The following is a 15,503-nucleotide window of genomic DNA, read 5'->3' as shown; positions in this document are numbered from 1 at the left end:
CAGGTTTTTTGACGGGGTTAAAATGCCACCAAAATCGTATCGGCCGCTCCCTTCCGAACGCAGTCTATCGCCAATTCGTTTCTATCCCACAGGGGGCGTGCAGCGCCGAGATCAGTTTTTTAGAAGGAGCGCTCACCAAGGCGGGATTGCTGAGCGCAAAGCGATGATCGACCGTGAACACGATCTGTCGATCACCAAGCAGGCCGGAGTTTTGAAGATCAGCCGCGGCTGCGTTTATTATCTGCCGCGTCCGGTCTCTTCAGCCGACCTCGAGATCATGCGGCGTCTCGATCGGCTGCACCTGGAGTTCCCCTTCGCCGGTTCGCGTATGTTGCGAGGCCTGCTGGCTTTGCAGGGGTGCAAGATCGGCCGCCGGCATGTGAAGACGCTCATGCAGCGCATGGGGATAGAAGCGCTCTATCGCCGTCCGCGCACCACCAAGCCCGAGCCCGGCCACAAGATCTATCCGTATCTGCTGCGCGGCATGGAGGTCACGCGCCCGAACCAGGTCTGGGCCATGGACATCACGTACATTCCAATGGCGCACGGCTTTGTTTATCTCGCCGTGGTGCTGGACTGGGCGACGCGTCGTGTTCTGTCGTGGCGGTTGTCGATCACGATGGAAGCGGCCTTCTGCGTCGAGACGTTGGAGGATGCTCTTGCTCGTCATGGCAAGCCGGAGATCTTCAACACCGATCAGGGCTCGCAGTTCACGGGCACGGCGTTCACCGGTCTGCTAGCCGGCCACGGCATCGCCATCAGCATGGATGGCAAAGGGGCCTGGCGGGACAACGTGTTCGTCGAGCGGCTGTGGCGTAGCGTCAAGTACGAGGAGGTCTATCTGCGAGCTTATGAAAGCGTCAGCGAGGCCCGCAGCTCGATCGGCCGATATCTCGACTTCTACAACGGACGAAGGCCCCACTCGAGTCTTGACGACATGACCCCAGATCAAGCCTACTTCAACCTTCCACCGCTCCGCGCGGTGGCCTAACCCCGGCAGAGGCTCCACTTATCGACGCGGAATTTTTGTTCAGACAACCGGGACCAGCTCACATTGCAGGTTTGGCTTGCGGGAGACCTGAGCGTGGTGGCATTCCAAGGACGAGCTGAGACAGATATGGAACGCCTCGAACGATCGAGCGGATCGTTAGGGCGATCGCAATGATCGCGGCCCCGAGCACACCGGCGATGATCAACCGGGTCGTGAGATCCCAAAGTTCTCCGAATTGTATGAAATCCATGAGACGGAACACGGTACCCTGGACCAGGTAGAGCAGCAGCGTGGTTTGGCCCAATTCCACAGCGATAAAGCGGGCCATTCGATTTGAATGGCCAAAGCGCCAGCATTGCAGCAGGAGTTCGATAGCGATTGCTGACGCAGCTGCAGAGCCAACAAACATCAGAAGCACGTCTTGAGTTGACCGAAAGTCGTGAATTACCCCAAGATTATTGTAGACATAGGTGCTCTTGCCCCAAGCTAGAAAGCATACGCAAGTCACTATTAAGAGAAATAAAATCAGGACCGGCTTGTGATGTCGCAATGCACTCGTCGATCGTTCTCTCGATTGAGCAAGCAAGAAGCCGAAGCAGAAGAACGGGTAAGTGAATCTGATCAGCGGTGATATGGAGAATGTCAGAGGCGCGAGCGCGACCAGTATCGCTGAGCCAGTTATGACCCACGATCGGCGGGTGAGCCTGGTAGAAATCTTGATGAGAAGGTAGGAAATAAACGTGGCCCAGATGAACCAATATGTGCCAGCGAGATCGTCTACAAATTCCAAAAGTCCGCTCGTTAGGCTGGTCGCGCGCCACAACACCGCTAACTTAGCTGTCTCCATCATCGCCCACCAAAACAGCATCGGCAGCAAGAGCTGCTTCGCACGGTCGCTGGCGGCTCGAGTGAGCGGCTTTTGCAGCAGCGATCGAGCAGAAAGATATCCGCTTATCGCCATAAAAAGTGGCATGTGAAACATATAGATCGATTTGTAGTACGGCGAATACCAAAACCCGTCGTCTCGGTAGATGACATACTGGATCAGGTGCCCAACAATCACCAAAACAATGAGTGCACCTTTCGCGAAATCTAAACTGAGATCTCGATCGTATGCCTCTGCCGTGCGCGAACTGGGGACGTTCGTTCCAGTCACGGGTAGCAATGTATCAAACATCTAGATATCTGTTGTTGACGAGCCGGCGGCCCATTGTCCGGTTCTTCTGCCTCATTTTTGATCCAAACGAAAGGCGATGGCGGAAGTTTTTGGAAGGGGAATAGGCTCAGCTTGTTAGGCCTTCCAAGAACTAGCTGTCGGCCGGCATGTCTGAATGCCTCGGGGAACTTTGTGGCAAAGACAAGATATCTAATTTGAGACACGGCTGTAGCGGCACGGGCGCGGCATACTACTTGCAGACGCGTTTGTGGGAGGAAGACTGTCACGCTCAGTCTCCACTCGGCCCGACGCATCTCAGACCCGGCAGATGCGTCGGGCTTCCTCGGTTGGCCCAGCATAGTTGACATTTGGTCCGTCAATTTCGCTTGACGCCGAGGTGCTCACGCCAATAGGGGCTTCTGATAACTGAACGCGAGCACGCCAACACTGGGGTTACGGCAGCGTGCTATGGGCGCACGCCGATAGCGGTGCTCTGCAGTTCTGGAGCAAAAGCCGAGGACCGACCTTTCTGATTGGGAGGCTTGTTCGGTTTCGTGTAACTGACGCCGTCAACAGCGCGTGCTTTGACGCGACTTTCGTCGCGCCATCTCTTAGTGCAGCTCGTGGCTTTGGTGTGCATCCGCGAAGGCCCTAGTGGCTCTGCACAGTGATTTTGACAGGTTGGGTCGTCGGTCAGATTAGCTCCGGCAGGAGCTTCAGATCAACGAGGACCTCGATACTGCGAGGCGTCCTTGGCTGCCGTCTGATGAGGCCGGCGCGTTCCAGTGTCAGCACCATCTGGTGAACCGTAGGCGGGCTGACGCGGAAATATTCCTGCATGTCGGTTTCGGCCGGGGGCCTGCGATGCAGCCGGGTATAGAGGTGGATAAAGGCCAGGTACTGCCCCTGCGTGGGCGTGAAGGGTTTTGTCGAAGGACTCACGCCGGCCATCCGATTCAGTTGTTCGTGCGTGCCTCGAACGAGGAGGCACGCCATGAATGTACGCTATCGGGTCGAACTCAGCCAAATCGAGCGCACCGAACTGAGGGCGCTGCTCAGCGGCGGCAAGCATGCGTCCCGCAAGCTCAAGCGAGCGCAGATTTTGCTGGCCGCCGATGCCGAGACCAGCGACGAGGAGATCGCAAGGAGCGTCGGCGTGAGCGGCTCGACCGTGTACCGGACCAAGCGACGCTTCGTGGAAGGCAATCTGGAGCGGGCGCTGAGCGAAGAGCCGCGTCCCGGGGCGGAGCGCAAACTCACGGGCAAGGAAGAAGCCTTGCTGGTGGCGACAGCCTGCGCCAGTCCGCCAAAGGGCCGTGCCCGCTGGACGCTAAAGCTGCTGGCGGGTGCGATGGTCAAGCTCACCGAACACAAGAGCCTGTCGCACGAGACGGTTCGGCGGCGCCTGGCCGAGAATGCCCTCAAGCCCTGGCGCAAAGACATGTGGTGCATTCCGCAGGTCGACGGCGAATACGTCGCCCGCATGGAGGATGTGCTCGACCTCTATGCCAAGGCACCCGACTCCAGACGGCCAGTGGTGTGCTTCGACGAAAGCCCGGTGCAACTCATCGGCGAAACGCGTCAGCCCATCCCGGCCAAGCCCGGCAGGCTCGAACGTTACGATTATGAGTATCGTCGCAATGGCACGGTCAATCTCTTCGTTCTCCTCGACGTGCATCGTCCCTGGCGCAAGGTCAAGGTCACCGAGCGGCGAGCGGCAAGGGATTACGCCCAATGCATGCGTGATCTCGTCGACATCCATTATCCCGACGCCGAGATCATCCGGGTCGTCCAGGACAATTTATCGACCCACTCCGCCGGCGCCCTCTATCAGGCGTTCCCGCCCGCCGAAGCCAGGCGGATTTTGCGACGGCTCGAGTTCCACTACACCCCAAAACACGCAAGCTGGCTCAACATGGTCGAGATCGAAATCGGCGTCCGCCAGTGCCTGGATCGCAGGATCGACGACCCCAAGCGACTGCGCCGCGAAATCACCGCCTGGGAACGACAACGAAATGCCGCCCGCTCCCGCATCAAATGGATGTTCACAACAGACAAGGCTCGCCCCAAAATGGCTGGCGCCTACCCCGCCACTTCCAAAGAGTCATAATCTCTGTGACGAGGTACTAGTTGGATCGTACTCGCAGGGTGATTGATAGCGAACCAGCTCGACCAGAGTCGCTCGCGATTGCGAGGTTTTATGGTCAAAGGTGCTGCTCGCACTCAGTGTTGTGGACCAAGGAGGGCAGCAGCCGTTCTTCGCGCATCAGCCGACTCGGCGGATCACAGACAGCATTGGCGTTCAGGCATCACCTCCATAATCACGGCTTCAAAACTCCTGAACGTTTCGGCGGCAAGAAGGGACTCGCGCCAGTGACTTGTGCGGCGATGCTGTCGTGCAACAGTTTCTCTCGTCTGACTACAAATTAGCTTCCTCGGGCTGCATTCAACGTTTCGGTCAACGACTCCTCGAATATGTCTAGGCCTTGTCCCAACGTGTCTTGGTCGATCGTAAGTGCGGGCAAGAACTTCACAACCTGATCCGTCGATCCGCATCGCTCGATAATCAAGCCCTTCGCAAAAGCTTTATGTGACGTCGCCTCTGCGATCTCTGTCGTTTTGCAATCGAAGCCGCGTACCATGCCCCGTCCACGAACAGCAAACTTGTTTCCGTGCTGATGCGCGATAGCATCGAGTCGACGCCGCATAAATGCGCCCAAGCGTTGGACCTGGTGCGAGAACGTCTGGTCACGCCAATACAGAGTCAAAGCCGCTTTGCCAGAAACGAGCGCAAGGTTGTTCCCTCGAAACGTTCCCGTGTGCTCGCCTGGTTCCCATGCGTCGATCGCTTCTTTGATCAAGAGCATCGACAACGGCAAGCCGTACCCACTCAGCGATTTCGACATCACAACAATGTCTGGCGACAAGGCGGCGAACTCAAAACTGAAGAACTCGCCTGTACGACCACAGCCCATTTGGATATCGTCAACTATGAAAATAGCTCCGACCTCTTTTGCCAAAGCCTGAATTGACTGCAACCATTCCTTACCGGCGACGTTAATGCCTCCCTCTCCTTGCACGGTTTCGACGAGAATGGCGGCTGGAAGATCAATGCCACTGCTCTCGTCCATTAATACCTTTCGCACGTAATCCGCCGGACTGTCAGCGGAGTCAAGATACCCATCATACGGCATGAAAGTTGTGCCGGATAAGGGAATGCTGCTGGCTTTGCGGTAAAAGCGGTTACCGCTCGCAGCTAGGGCTCCCAAGCTGTGGCCGTGATATCCATTCGTGAAAGAAATGACGTTGTGACGCCCTGTGATCTTACGCGAGAGCTTTAAGGCTGCTTCAACAGCGTTAGCTCCCGTAGGCCCCGTAAATTGAAAGCGATAGGAAAGATTCCGTTCACGAAGGATGACAGAGCTAAAGGTCTCCATGAATTCGACCTTTGCTGGAGTGGCCATGTCCAAGCCATGGACGACGCCGTCCGACTCCAGATACTTGCTGATTGCTGCTTTGATCTCCTGATTGTTGTGGCCATAGTTTAGCGCTCCAGCGCCGGACAGAAAGTCAATGACCTTTCGGCCACCCTCGGTGAACATAATCGAGCCGCGCGCCCTACTGAAGACAGCAGGAAAGGAACGTGAGTACGAGCGCACATTCGACTCTAGCGTTTCGACTGTTTTCATTCTGTGTGGCCCGTGTACTCCAACCATGTGATCGTCTCCTCGACAAGAAAATCTGCCCGACGGACAAGCGCGGCCAACATCGTACGAGATAGGCAAACGGTGAACGCGCGGTTCCACGCCTCTCGACGTGCTTTGGGTAGCGCGTAGCGCGTCTGAAAATCATCTCCAGCGATTTACCTGAGAATCATGCGGAACAAAGCTACTATGTCTAGTAGTGTCGTCCACATCCAGCGGACGCCATTGGCTAAAGTCGTCTTTCGCGGACAGGCTTGCTTAGCCGCGCGCGAGGAGTTCGCGCCTGCCTTGCGGCTAGCTTGCGTCAGGACAAATTGTGTGAAGGAGAACGAATGTCATAACTTTCATCGTGACCCAAAAGGGTCCGATGCGCTTCGGTCGGTAGCGAAGGCATGGCGTGAGATCGCATCGACCAGCGGCATTAGTCTTACGGCTGCAACGGATGCGTAAGTTTCGGGTGCTTCTGCCCGCCGAAGGATGCTGGGATGGAACGCACGAATCTCGCGGTGCAAACTGTGGATCTTTCGGAAGTCCAACATGGCCTACAGCCTTTTGTGAATGCAGCGATCGTCTTGAAAGGCTGCGTGATTTCGCTGTGATTGGCGCGTCATCCTCCCACAGACTCCGGGGCCGGACTTTCTCTGGAGCACTCGCGAAAGCGTCGGGTGAACCCTTTTCGGCGAGGTCCTGCCTGGCAAGCCGCTGCCGTGGTACTTTCGACCCAAGCCCAGCATCGCCGTTGGTGCGCACCTTTGTCAGGCCGAGGAGGGCCTCGCCTCGTCTGATTACGCGATCATACCAGTGGCGGTTTTGTCAGGAGCCCTTGCAAGTGCTTCGATGAGAGGCCGAAGGCACAACAACCGCGACAGGAATGCGGCAAGGTGGAAAGGCCATGGTCGCCACCGGCACGAGGTCAGCAATGGCAGCGGCACATTGATCGATATCGTAAGCGCCGCGCGGGCGCGGTGTGGTCGAGACTGCTTCCCCGTCTTTTACGCATCCGTTCCGCCACGATGCTCGCGCAGCGCTTCATCGAGGCAGGCTATCAACTCCAGACCTGCAAAGGGTTTGGCGAAAAAGCCAGCTACACCGGCGCTCAACGCGCGGGCTCGCGTACGATCATCCGCGAAGGCAGTAATCAAGATGAATGGCGCGGCGTGACCCTGGGCCCGCATCTGTTCCAAAAGTTCAAAGCCGCTCATCGTGGGCATCTGCACGTCTGCAATGACACAGGACGTGTTCTTCAATTGAGACGACCGCAAGAAGTCCTCAGCCGACGCAAACGTATGAACGACGTGGCCCTGCGATTTCAAAAGGTTGTTCAGTGCGGCACGAATCGAAGGATCGTCGTCGACAACGGAAACAGTTGAATATCTGGACAAGACAACCCGTTCTAGTTGGGCGAAGGCGGTGGCAGAAGCATGACGGCCAGCTGAAGGGTGCGCGTGTTCGATGAAATTGTAAAATCATACTTAGGTTTGTACCCTGAAACGGTCGGTGCCAATTCCCAACCTCTCACTCATCCTGATCAAATCGGCTAGCGATCGAGCGCCCATCTTCTTCATCACGTGCCCGCGATAGATTTTTACTGTAATCTCGGCGAGCCCGAGTTCCGCGGCTACCTGTTTGTTCAACAGGCCGGCGGCGACCAGTTTCAAGACATCCTGCTCTCGTGGACTTAGGGCCTCAAACAAGGACTGCAGCCTCCCGACCACCTTGTCTACACCCCGCCTCTTCCGATCCTGTTCGATAGCTGCGACGACGCCATCGAGCAGTTCCTGATCGCGAAACGGCTTGCTGAGAAAATCGATTGCTCCACTCTTCATGGCTTTGACGGTCATCGGAATATCGCCATGAGCGGTGATGAAAATGATGGGAATGTGAATCTTCAGTTTGGCTAACTCACTCTGGAGCTCAAGCCCGCTCGATCCTGGCAGCCTGATGTCAAGCACGAGGCAGCTAGGAACATCAGGAAGCTCGCTCTGGAGCAGTTCCTGGGCCGATCCGTAAGCAACGACATGTAGACCGATCGAACGAAATAGGTTGACCAGGGATTCGCGCATGGAGAGATCATCGTCGACGACGAAAACGCTCGGCCTCACCTCCGGCCCTACGACATTTGCGGCTTCCTTCCGCGGTTCAGAGCGCTTGGTCACGATAAGAGCCTCACTTGTACGATTTACAGTAGAATTGTCGCGTCACAACGACCTTTGATTGAGATATGCAGCCTTTCGCGCAGCCGAATCTTTGAGATTTTCGAGGCACGTGACTGGTTAGCCATTCGCACCAGCGTGACCCATTACAGGAAAGTCTAGCAAAAACCGCTCGAGTGGTCGAGAACTGCCTTTCGCGTCTATCCGCCGTCGCGTTGGATCGGCCCCGCGGCATCGATCAAATCGATGAACAGCCGGTCGAGAAGCACCGAATCCAGGACTTGCGGCGCTCGCTTTAGCACGGTAGCGCGTGTCGCCTGGCCTTCGCGAGTGGTGCTGCAGCGGACGACTCATTTTGCCGCTGAAGGATCAGAATGCCCGCCGCCTTGGTAGTTGAACGCGGGGGCGCGAGCTGAGCGAATGGGCGCGATTGTGCTTGTGCACGCGCCGATCCCGCCGGCGTTGCGATCGGCAAGCGGCGTAGACTATCGCACCCGTACTAAGGAAAATAGAAAGCAGAACGAGTAGCGGCGGCATCAGCACATGAACACTTCTTTTCCGTCGTCAGAGCGCCTGTGAGTTGCGTCTTGGCGACCTCGGGGAAAGCACCTTGCATCGGCTTCGTACAACCTGACGCAAGGTGCGATTCAAGTCCTATCCGTCATCTCCTACCAGAATTGGCGGACATCACGGGTCCGTACCGGGTAGCCTGGAGTTGAAGAATAGCTCTTTGACCTACATAGGAACGGCAAAACGCGCCCCGAGCGGTCAACCTGAAGCCGTTGTCAGACCTACCAGCTCATCGATCCGCTAAGGGCATAAAGCCCCCAGGCAGGGTCATTAAAGGCGGCCCGACGCACTCCGTCGAGAAGAAAGTGCGTCGGGTTCGCCCCACATCGCCAGTACATCCGTGGTGATGCTGCCTCCAATGAAGCAACCAGCGTGGCAAAACTGAGGCTCGCTCAGCAAGGCAGAGTAGTAGTGAGTCCCTCCGTCTTCGTATCTAGCGTCAAGTTGTACGATCCTGGTGTAGATCTATCGAATTGGCAATCCGGCAAAGTTCTCGTTGGCAGAGGTTGGATAAATGTTGTCACAGTGCGCGTGGTGAGAAGAGGCGTTCCGCTGTTCGTCATTTTAATAGCAATCATCTTCACCGCTTTTGGGATAGCTTACGCCTTGCTTGAAGCGATTTAAGCAGCGAGATATCTCTCGGATCTATCGGCTTCGCATGGCCGGCAATCGCCCTCCTGCGAACCGCAGCAGCGACATTCCGATCCGTGAGGCCTGTACGGGCGCTTTGTTCGCATCAGGAGTGTCTTTGTCGCGGGTCAGTTGCTCCATCAATGATAGCAGGAATGATGAGAATAGTTATGGGCGCGGTTTCGCTCACAACGGCTCGCAGATCTGCCCTTGATGCTGTGGTTCAGAGTTGATGACTGCGTGGCGCCTTCCAGCAACGGCGCCAGGAGTGAACATCGATCTCCAAAACAGCACCGCGCGTGTCAGCGGGATTTCTAGCCTGTCCCCTGCCAAATGTACCGAGGAGCTCTCTGACAAACGCCGCCGAGAGCATCGTGAATTCTGTGCGCGGTTCTCGATGCGATTGCGGCTCCCGCGTTTGTCCCGTTGGTATGGGCTTCGCCGCCTTCCACTCCGCCAAGGCGGGAGGCGCTGCAACCCTCGGACCGGCGCCCCTGCTTGCGCGGGCCGGTACGACAACAATCTCCTCTCCGCTCGTCGTACGACGCGCAGATGCTCGCGGGCCTCCGGCAAGAGGGTGTCGGGTTTCACTGCATCGGCGAAGCCCGGGCCGAGTGCGCTCGAAGGGTTCGCCGTGTCCAGAGCGGGATAGGGTTTCACATTAGCGCGCGCGAAAGGGCGGTCGGCATCAGACACCCAGATCGAGGTTGCGAGCGCCGATGGTAAGGCCGTTGACTGTCTCCTCCGCTGGCATTCTCCACCAAATGGCAATGGTCGGCGACCTGCATTGCGTGCGGCAGGGCCTTTGCTGCAGCTTCGCCATATCCCCCTCCACGATCGCGAGCGACGATCGAGATCGTGGGATGAGCAGCCGGCCAGGCTTGCGCAGTCGCGGCCTCACGATCCGGCATCAACGCGACGACCCGGGCCTTTTCAGGTTGCAGATGATGCTGGCGTATCGGTGATTGCGCCGCCAGGCCCAGTCATCAATGCCGATGATCACGGGTGGGTCAGCTGGCAGACTGCTACGGCGTCGGACGACGCGCAGGAGCGTGTCTTTGCTCCCTGGCAGCATCAGCCGTTTTGCAAAGTCCGCTGCCGGCCGACCAGCAAGCGCCAGACCGAGATGATGGACGATAGAGTCCAGCCTCGCCGTGCGTCGCGCCGATGGAGCCAATACCCCTCGCCGAAACGCTCAATGAAGATCTGGCGTCCGCACAGGTCGGCGTCGCAGCGGAAGCGGCGGGCGATCACCAGGAGCTCTGCGACTCGCCCCGGACAGCGGCAGATCAGTTACGCGTCGCCGATACCGGCGATGGATACGCCGCGAAACGTCCCACAAGGCCGACACCGCCGGAAGCCCGAACCGTGATGACGGCCTTATCACCCTCGTAGCACGTATTCTCTACAACAAACCCACGGGGCACCAGACTGGAGCGGTAGAGTGCCTTCCGCATGGCGCTGATTCTCCGCCAATCAATGCGCTAGACATCCTTGAACTGCATTTAAAATGAGTCTTCTGCGGATTCCGGGGATTGCGGCCAGGGATTCCGATTGAACGCGACCATGCATTCCGATCGAAGGCGACCACCTGCTCCGACGAAGGCGGCCGGGGTGTCGTTGCCGGCATGAGGAGTTGGGTCAGGTTTTTTGGCTGCGTCAAGATTGGCGCGCTGCGCAGTGATCTTTCGCATGCTGTCTCCCTTGAGTGTGAGGCGGTGAGCATTGTGGACGAGCCGATCCAGGACGGCGTCGGCGATGGTCGGGTCGGCGATGACCTCATGCCAATTTTCGATCGGTACCTGGCTGGTGATGATGGTCGATCCGCGCTGGTGTCGTTCGTCGACGACTTCGAGGAGATCGCGACGCTGCTCGCCGGTAAGCGGGGCGAGGCCCCAATCATCGAGGATGAGCAAATCGACCCTCGATAGCGTCTTGAGGAGCCGCGCATAGCGTCCGTCGCCGCGGGCGAGCGCAAGAGCTTCGAACAGCCTTGGCAGGCGATGATATAAGACGGATCGATTATCGCGGCATGCCTTGTGGCCGAGTGCGCAGGCGATCCAGCTCTTGCCGACGCCAGTTGGCCCGGTGATGAGCAAATTTTGCTTGCGGCTGATCCAATCGCCATCGACGAGCTTGGCAAAGAAGGCGCGGTCGATGCCGCGCGGAGCGCGCAGATCGACATCTTCGATGATTGCGGTCTGCCGTAGCGAGGCGAACTTCAGGCGCACGGTGAGCCTTTTGTTCTCCCGCTCGGTTGCTTCGCGATCAATCATCAGGCCGAGCCGCTGCTCGAAGGTCAGCGCGGTGACGTCGGGTTGGCGTTGCTGATCATCGAAGGCCTTGGCCATGCCGGCGAGCCCGAGAGCGGCAAGACGTTCGTGGGTGTGGTTGCTGAGCATAAGGTCTCCTTCTTGCTGGTCAGTGGTAGTAGCCGCGGCCCCGGATGTTGCCGTGCTGGATGGGATCGGCGTCGGGGGTGGTGTCGGGAAGGAAAGCCTTGTCGAGGCCGGTCTTGAGGATCGAGGCGATCGACCGATAGCTCGCTGCGCCGATGCTGATACCACGGCGGCATGCGGCCTCGAGACGCTGCGCCCCATAGGTCCTCTCCATCCGCAGGATACCGAGACAGGATCGGAAGCCCTGCTCAGGATGGGGCTTTGTCCGCATGATCGCCTCGCACAGCGCGACCGTGGACGGACCGATCTTCTCGGCGGCGGCCAGCAGACGCGCCGGCGTCCAGAAGGCGTATCGGCGATGCGCGCTCGGCATGTGCTCTGGGATCGTCGTGTGCCGGCGCTTCAAGCCCGAGCGTGCGTGGCTGGCGATGCGGGTGCCGCGATGGAACACCTCGATGGTAGCCTCGGTGGCCCGCACCTCGACGACCTGGCGGATCAGGCGGGATGGCACCGAGTAGAAGTGTCCCTGAACTTCGACGTGGTAATCCGGCGCCACGCGCGCGCGGCGCCATTCGGCGTACTGATAGGGCTCGGCTGGCAGCGGCATCAGGGCCGGACGATCGATGGTGTCGAAGAACTCACGGCGGCTGGCACCGAGCTTGCGCATCAGGCGGGCATTGAGGTCGTCGACCAAGATGCGGATCGCGACGTTCAACTCGGCGAGCGAGAAGAAACGCCGATTGCGCAGCCGCGCCAAAATCCATCGCTGAACGATGAGAACCGCCGCCTCGACCTTGGCCTTGTCGCGCGGCTTGCGCGGCCGCGCCGGCATGATGGTGGTGCCGTAATGGGCCGCGAGATCCTGGTAGGTCCGGTTGACCCCCGGCTCGTAGCGGCTCGCCGTCGTGACCCCGGCCTTCAGATTGTCGCAGACGAGCGCCTTCGGCACCCCGCCCAGGAAGGTAAGCGCATCCACATGGGCGCCGATCCAGTCGGGCAACGCCTCGCTGAACCGAGCTTGGACGAATGTGTAATTCGACGCTCCCATGACCGCGACGAAGATCTTGGCGGCGCGAACCTCCCCGGTGAGCCCGTCGAACACCGGCACGGTATCGCCGGCGAAGTCCACGAACAGCTTCTCGCCGGCCGCGTGGGTCTGTCGCATGGTCGCCGTAATCCCGTGGCGCCATTCGACGTAGAGGTCGCAGAACCGGCTGTAGCCGTAGCCGTCGGGATGATGGCCGCGGTATTCCTCCCACAGCAGCGCCAGCGTTACGCTGCGGCGGCGCAACTCGGCATGGACATGCCCCCAATCCGGAAGCGGCTTCGATCGCGGCGGGTTGTAGCCGGCCGGCGCAAACAGCTTGCGCTCCAGCGCGGTGTCGTCGAGCTCCTCCGGTATCGGCCAAGTGATGCCGATCACCGCGGCGCGGCGGACATACTCCGCAATCGCCGTGCGACCGATCCCGACCGATCGGGAGATCACCCGATCGCTCGTCCCACAGGAATACTTCAGGCGTAGAACTTCTCGAATCTTCCGCATCGGCAATCTCTCGGCGGGCATCGGACCTCCCATTGCGTGAACCGCAAAAGGAGGGACCTTGCCCCGTTCAGATTGCCGACAACCCCCCCCCGTCTCACCCTATCAACAGGGTGGCCGCCTTCGTTCGGATTGGGTGGTCGCTTTCGATCGGAATCGGTGGCCGCCTTCCGTCGGAATCGGTGGCCGCTTTGCCTCGGATTCCGCAATCGAGCATACCGTTGATGAAGGGGGCGTCTGCGGGATACGGGTGCAGGAGGCGGCGGTCCATCAGACGCGAGCCTGGCCCGATCGGTCCAATGTTTTCTCCCCCTGGCACAAGCCTCCGGAGATGATTCAGCGTCGAATGAAGACGGTTTTCAGGGTCGTTACCTTGCGCTTTATACTCATCGAGATCGTCCGCAAGCGTGGCATCGCGAAACCGAGAAGCCAATGGCTCCTTGTTGTTTTCATGGAGCCAGTTAGCGAATTTTTTTGCATGTATGAGACTACTGTCGATGGTGTTTTTGGGAACTCCGGCTTGTACGGCTGCCCTCCTGAACCTCGTTATGAGCGCAGGTCAACGGCAGGTGGGGCAGCCAAGCGCTGTCGTAGCTGGGGGTTGAAATTTGCGGGGCGTCCCTGGGCTTTCGCCATGTGGAACTCCCGAAGCACTGTCAACACCGGATGGACATCTTTTGTGCCACCCTCCTCCACATAGAGTGTTGCAAGTTGTTTCAACTCATCAGGACGGTCAAGCAAGCTGGACAGCGTCAAGGTCTTGGAGCGAAGCCAGATGACGAATTTATGCAGATTCCCCACCCACCAACGAACAGTCTTGCGCACGCGGCCGGCGGACTCGGCGGCCTCCCTGAACTCGGAAATGAGTTTCTCGTCACCTGAGAGCTCGGCTGGTGGAAGATCGGACTGCTGAACATTTGTCAACGCCTCAATGACTTGATCTTTGATGTTTCTGCTGCCAGCGGGCTCCACTTCCCGCGCATAATCCAGCGCATCGTTCTTCAACCCAGGCTCGTTCAGCCGGTCGGCAATTGGGCCTCTCTCGTGCTCGTTAAGCCAGGCACTGAAGTTGCGTAAATGAGATGCATTCCTCTGGGCGGTGTGCATGAACACGCTGGCGACGGACGCCCTCATAAACCTAGAAATAAGCACTTTGTCCGACTCAAAGGGCTCAATCGCGCTACGCCGCTTGGCGAAATACATGCGAAGCTCTGTCGAAAGTACCTCTTCCTGCGTCGAAGCCCCGGACAGCCTATTTCCGCTGCTTAGCCCCAACGCTTTCTTGATGCCCTTGACCCCTGCTTTAAAGCGCGGCAGCAGTCGGTGGCGTTCGCTGTGCGGCGCTGAGGAGGATTCACGAGCCTCCGATGAAGCCTGATACGCGTCCACTGATGATGTCGATCGCCTGGATCGCAAGCTGTTTGAGTCCGCATGAGGGGCGTCTAGGCCGTAACGCGTGCCGCGGAACAGTTTGGTCGGCGGGTTGGACCGCGACCGCATGGAATCGCCAATATCAGTGCGCTGGATGCATGCCTCGGCCCCCACAGCGGTCGCATCTCCGTCTGCGGGTCTCGCATCAGGCGAACTCCCCTCTGCGGAGCGCTCATCAGAGGAGCTGAGGTGCAGCTCGCTCAGCTGCTGCTCAAATCCGGCTAGACCCGCGGGCATGTTACCCGCTTGTTGCCTCGCCGGCTGCTGCTCTTGCCGAGCAGCGTACCCCTGCACCCAAGATTCCGTATTCCATGGGTCGATTGAATTGATCGGATCCACACACTCTCTTCCGTGAAGAGACAGACTTCGTAAGCTCGCGAGCTGAGTGCTACAACCTGACGTTAAGTGGGGTTCAAGGCCTTTTTTTCATGTTGCGTTTCTTTTTTGCTTCGAGGCAGCGCTCCTGACAATTCCGCGTTCGGGAAAACGTAAGCTCTCGGGTAGCATAGCGATCAGCCCCGCGGCTATCCGTTCCCAACAAATAAGAGCCGATTGCGAGTTCCGGTGGCTGATCAAGTTCCTCACGATCCACCGCAGGCCGCAACCGAGCGAGTTTTCTCCATGTCCGCTTCGGCTTCGGTGGCCTTAATTGCGTGCGAACCTGAGAACCGCGATCGTCGTCGAGACGATCAGTAGCGGCATAGCTGACGCAGGACCTAATTGAGCAGTCCACATCGCACGATTCCCAGTCGGGAGCGCCCGCTGCCGATGCTGTGCAGGCCTGCCTGCGCGCGGGATTGGGCTGGATCGACACGATCAGACTGTGACGTATTGGGTGTGTAAGTCGCATCTTGGTTGCCAGGTCCAGTCTTTGGCGGCCTTGATCGGTACTCGCGCCCTTTTGCGAAGTCCCTTCACAAGCTCGCCCC

The 15,503-nt window shown here is 58.5% G+C and carries 9 protein-coding genes and 3 pseudogenes; 2 read left to right on the top strand and 10 right to left on the bottom strand.

The genetic code is table 11. From position 1 onward, the window contains the following. Positions 1-112: 112 nt before the first annotated feature. Positions 113-991 (top strand): annotated as a pseudogene (locus QCM77_RS35910) (IS3 family transposase); the annotation flags it as partial. Between the two features lie 58 nt (positions 992-1,049). Here the strand turns inward: QCM77_RS35910 and nolL are convergent. Beyond that, positions 1,050-2,168, bottom strand: coding sequence for a nodulation factor fucose acetyltransferase NolL (gene nolL / locus QCM77_RS35905; RefSeq protein WP_280096114.1), 1,119 nt, complete (start codon positions 2,166-2,168; stop codon positions 1,050-1,052). A gap of 672 nt (positions 2,169-2,840) precedes the next feature. Then, positions 2,841-3,098 (bottom strand): LexA family protein, encoded by a 258-nt coding sequence (locus QCM77_RS35900; RefSeq protein WP_280096113.1) that lies wholly within the window; start codon positions 3,096-3,098, stop codon positions 2,841-2,843. Positions 3,099-3,141: 43 nt separating this feature from the next. Here QCM77_RS35900 and QCM77_RS35895 point away from each other — a divergent pair, with 43 nt between their 5' ends. After that, complete coding sequence (locus tag QCM77_RS35895) at positions 3,142-4,257, top strand: IS630 family transposase (protein ID WP_280096118.1); 1,116 nt, start codon at positions 3,142-3,144, stop codon at positions 4,255-4,257. A gap of 316 nt (positions 4,258-4,573) precedes the next feature. Here QCM77_RS35895 and ectB read toward each other — a convergent pair whose 3' ends face one another. The 8 genes and pseudogenes from ectB to QCM77_RS35855 all read right to left on the bottom strand — a co-directional run bounded on the left by ectB (position 4,574) and on the right by QCM77_RS35855 (position 14,532). Beyond that, positions 4,574-5,836: a diaminobutyrate--2-oxoglutarate transaminase gene (gene ectB / locus QCM77_RS35890; RefSeq protein WP_280096112.1), complete on the bottom strand. Its 1,263-nt coding sequence runs from the start codon at positions 5,834-5,836 to the stop codon at positions 4,574-4,576. Positions 5,837-6,843: 1,007 nt separating this feature from the next. Next, positions 6,844-7,233 (bottom strand): response regulator transcription factor, encoded by a 390-nt coding sequence (locus QCM77_RS35885; protein WP_280096111.1) that lies wholly within the window; start codon positions 7,231-7,233, stop codon positions 6,844-6,846. Between the two features lie 90 nt (positions 7,234-7,323). Continuing rightward, positions 7,324-8,007: a response regulator transcription factor gene (locus QCM77_RS35880; RefSeq protein WP_280096110.1), complete on the bottom strand. Its 684-nt coding sequence runs from the start codon at positions 8,005-8,007 to the stop codon at positions 7,324-7,326. A gap of 1,937 nt (positions 8,008-9,944) precedes the next feature. Beyond that, positions 9,945-10,366 (bottom strand): annotated as a pseudogene (locus tag QCM77_RS35875) (ISL3 family transposase); the annotation flags it as partial. Continuing rightward, complete coding sequence (locus tag QCM77_RS35870; RefSeq protein ID WP_280096109.1) at positions 10,279-10,458, bottom strand: hypothetical protein; 180 nt, start codon at positions 10,456-10,458, stop codon at positions 10,279-10,281. The gene QCM77_RS35870 and the pseudogene QCM77_RS35875, both read right to left, overlap by 88 nt. A 425-nt stretch (positions 10,459-10,883) precedes the next feature. Further along, positions 10,884-11,606 (bottom strand): annotated as a pseudogene (gene istB / locus QCM77_RS35865) (IS21-like element helper ATPase IstB); the annotation flags it as partial. Positions 11,607-11,625: 19 nt separating this feature from the next. Further along, a complete protein-coding gene (istA, locus tag QCM77_RS35860) occupies positions 11,626-13,167 on the bottom strand; it encodes an IS21 family transposase (protein WP_148774855.1) in 1,542 nt (513 codons plus the stop codon). Between the two features lie 522 nt (positions 13,168-13,689). Further along, complete coding sequence (locus QCM77_RS35855; RefSeq protein WP_280096108.1) at positions 13,690-14,532, bottom strand: hypothetical protein; 843 nt, start codon at positions 14,530-14,532, stop codon at positions 13,690-13,692. Positions 14,533-15,503: the final 971 nt, after the last annotated feature.

Origin of the sequence: Bradyrhizobium nivariense (assembly GCF_029846695.2) — a bacterium.
GTDB lineage: Bacteria > Pseudomonadota > Alphaproteobacteria > Rhizobiales > Xanthobacteraceae > Bradyrhizobium.
Note: the sequence above shows the minus strand (reverse complement) of the source record. Positions and strands in the feature narration are given on the sequence as shown.

Bases quoted from the DNA above. Each gene is read 5' to 3' on its own strand.
- nolL (WP_280096114.1), bottom strand. From the start codon at position 2,168: ATGTTTGATACATTGCTACCCGTGACTGGAACGAACGTCCCCAGTTCG.
- QCM77_RS35900 (WP_280096113.1), bottom strand. From the start codon at position 3,098: ATGGCCGGCGTGAGTCCTTCGACAAAACCCTTCACGCCCACGCAGGGG.
- QCM77_RS35895 (WP_280096118.1), top strand. From the start codon at position 3,142: ATGAATGTACGCTATCGGGTCGAACTCAGCCAAATCGAGCGCACCGAA.
- ectB (WP_280096112.1), bottom strand. From the start codon at position 5,836: ATGAAAACAGTCGAAACGCTAGAGTCGAATGTGCGCTCGTACTCACGT.
- istA (WP_148774855.1), bottom strand. From the start codon at position 13,167: ATGCCCGCCGAGAGATTGCCGATGCGGAAGATTCGAGAAGTTCTACGC.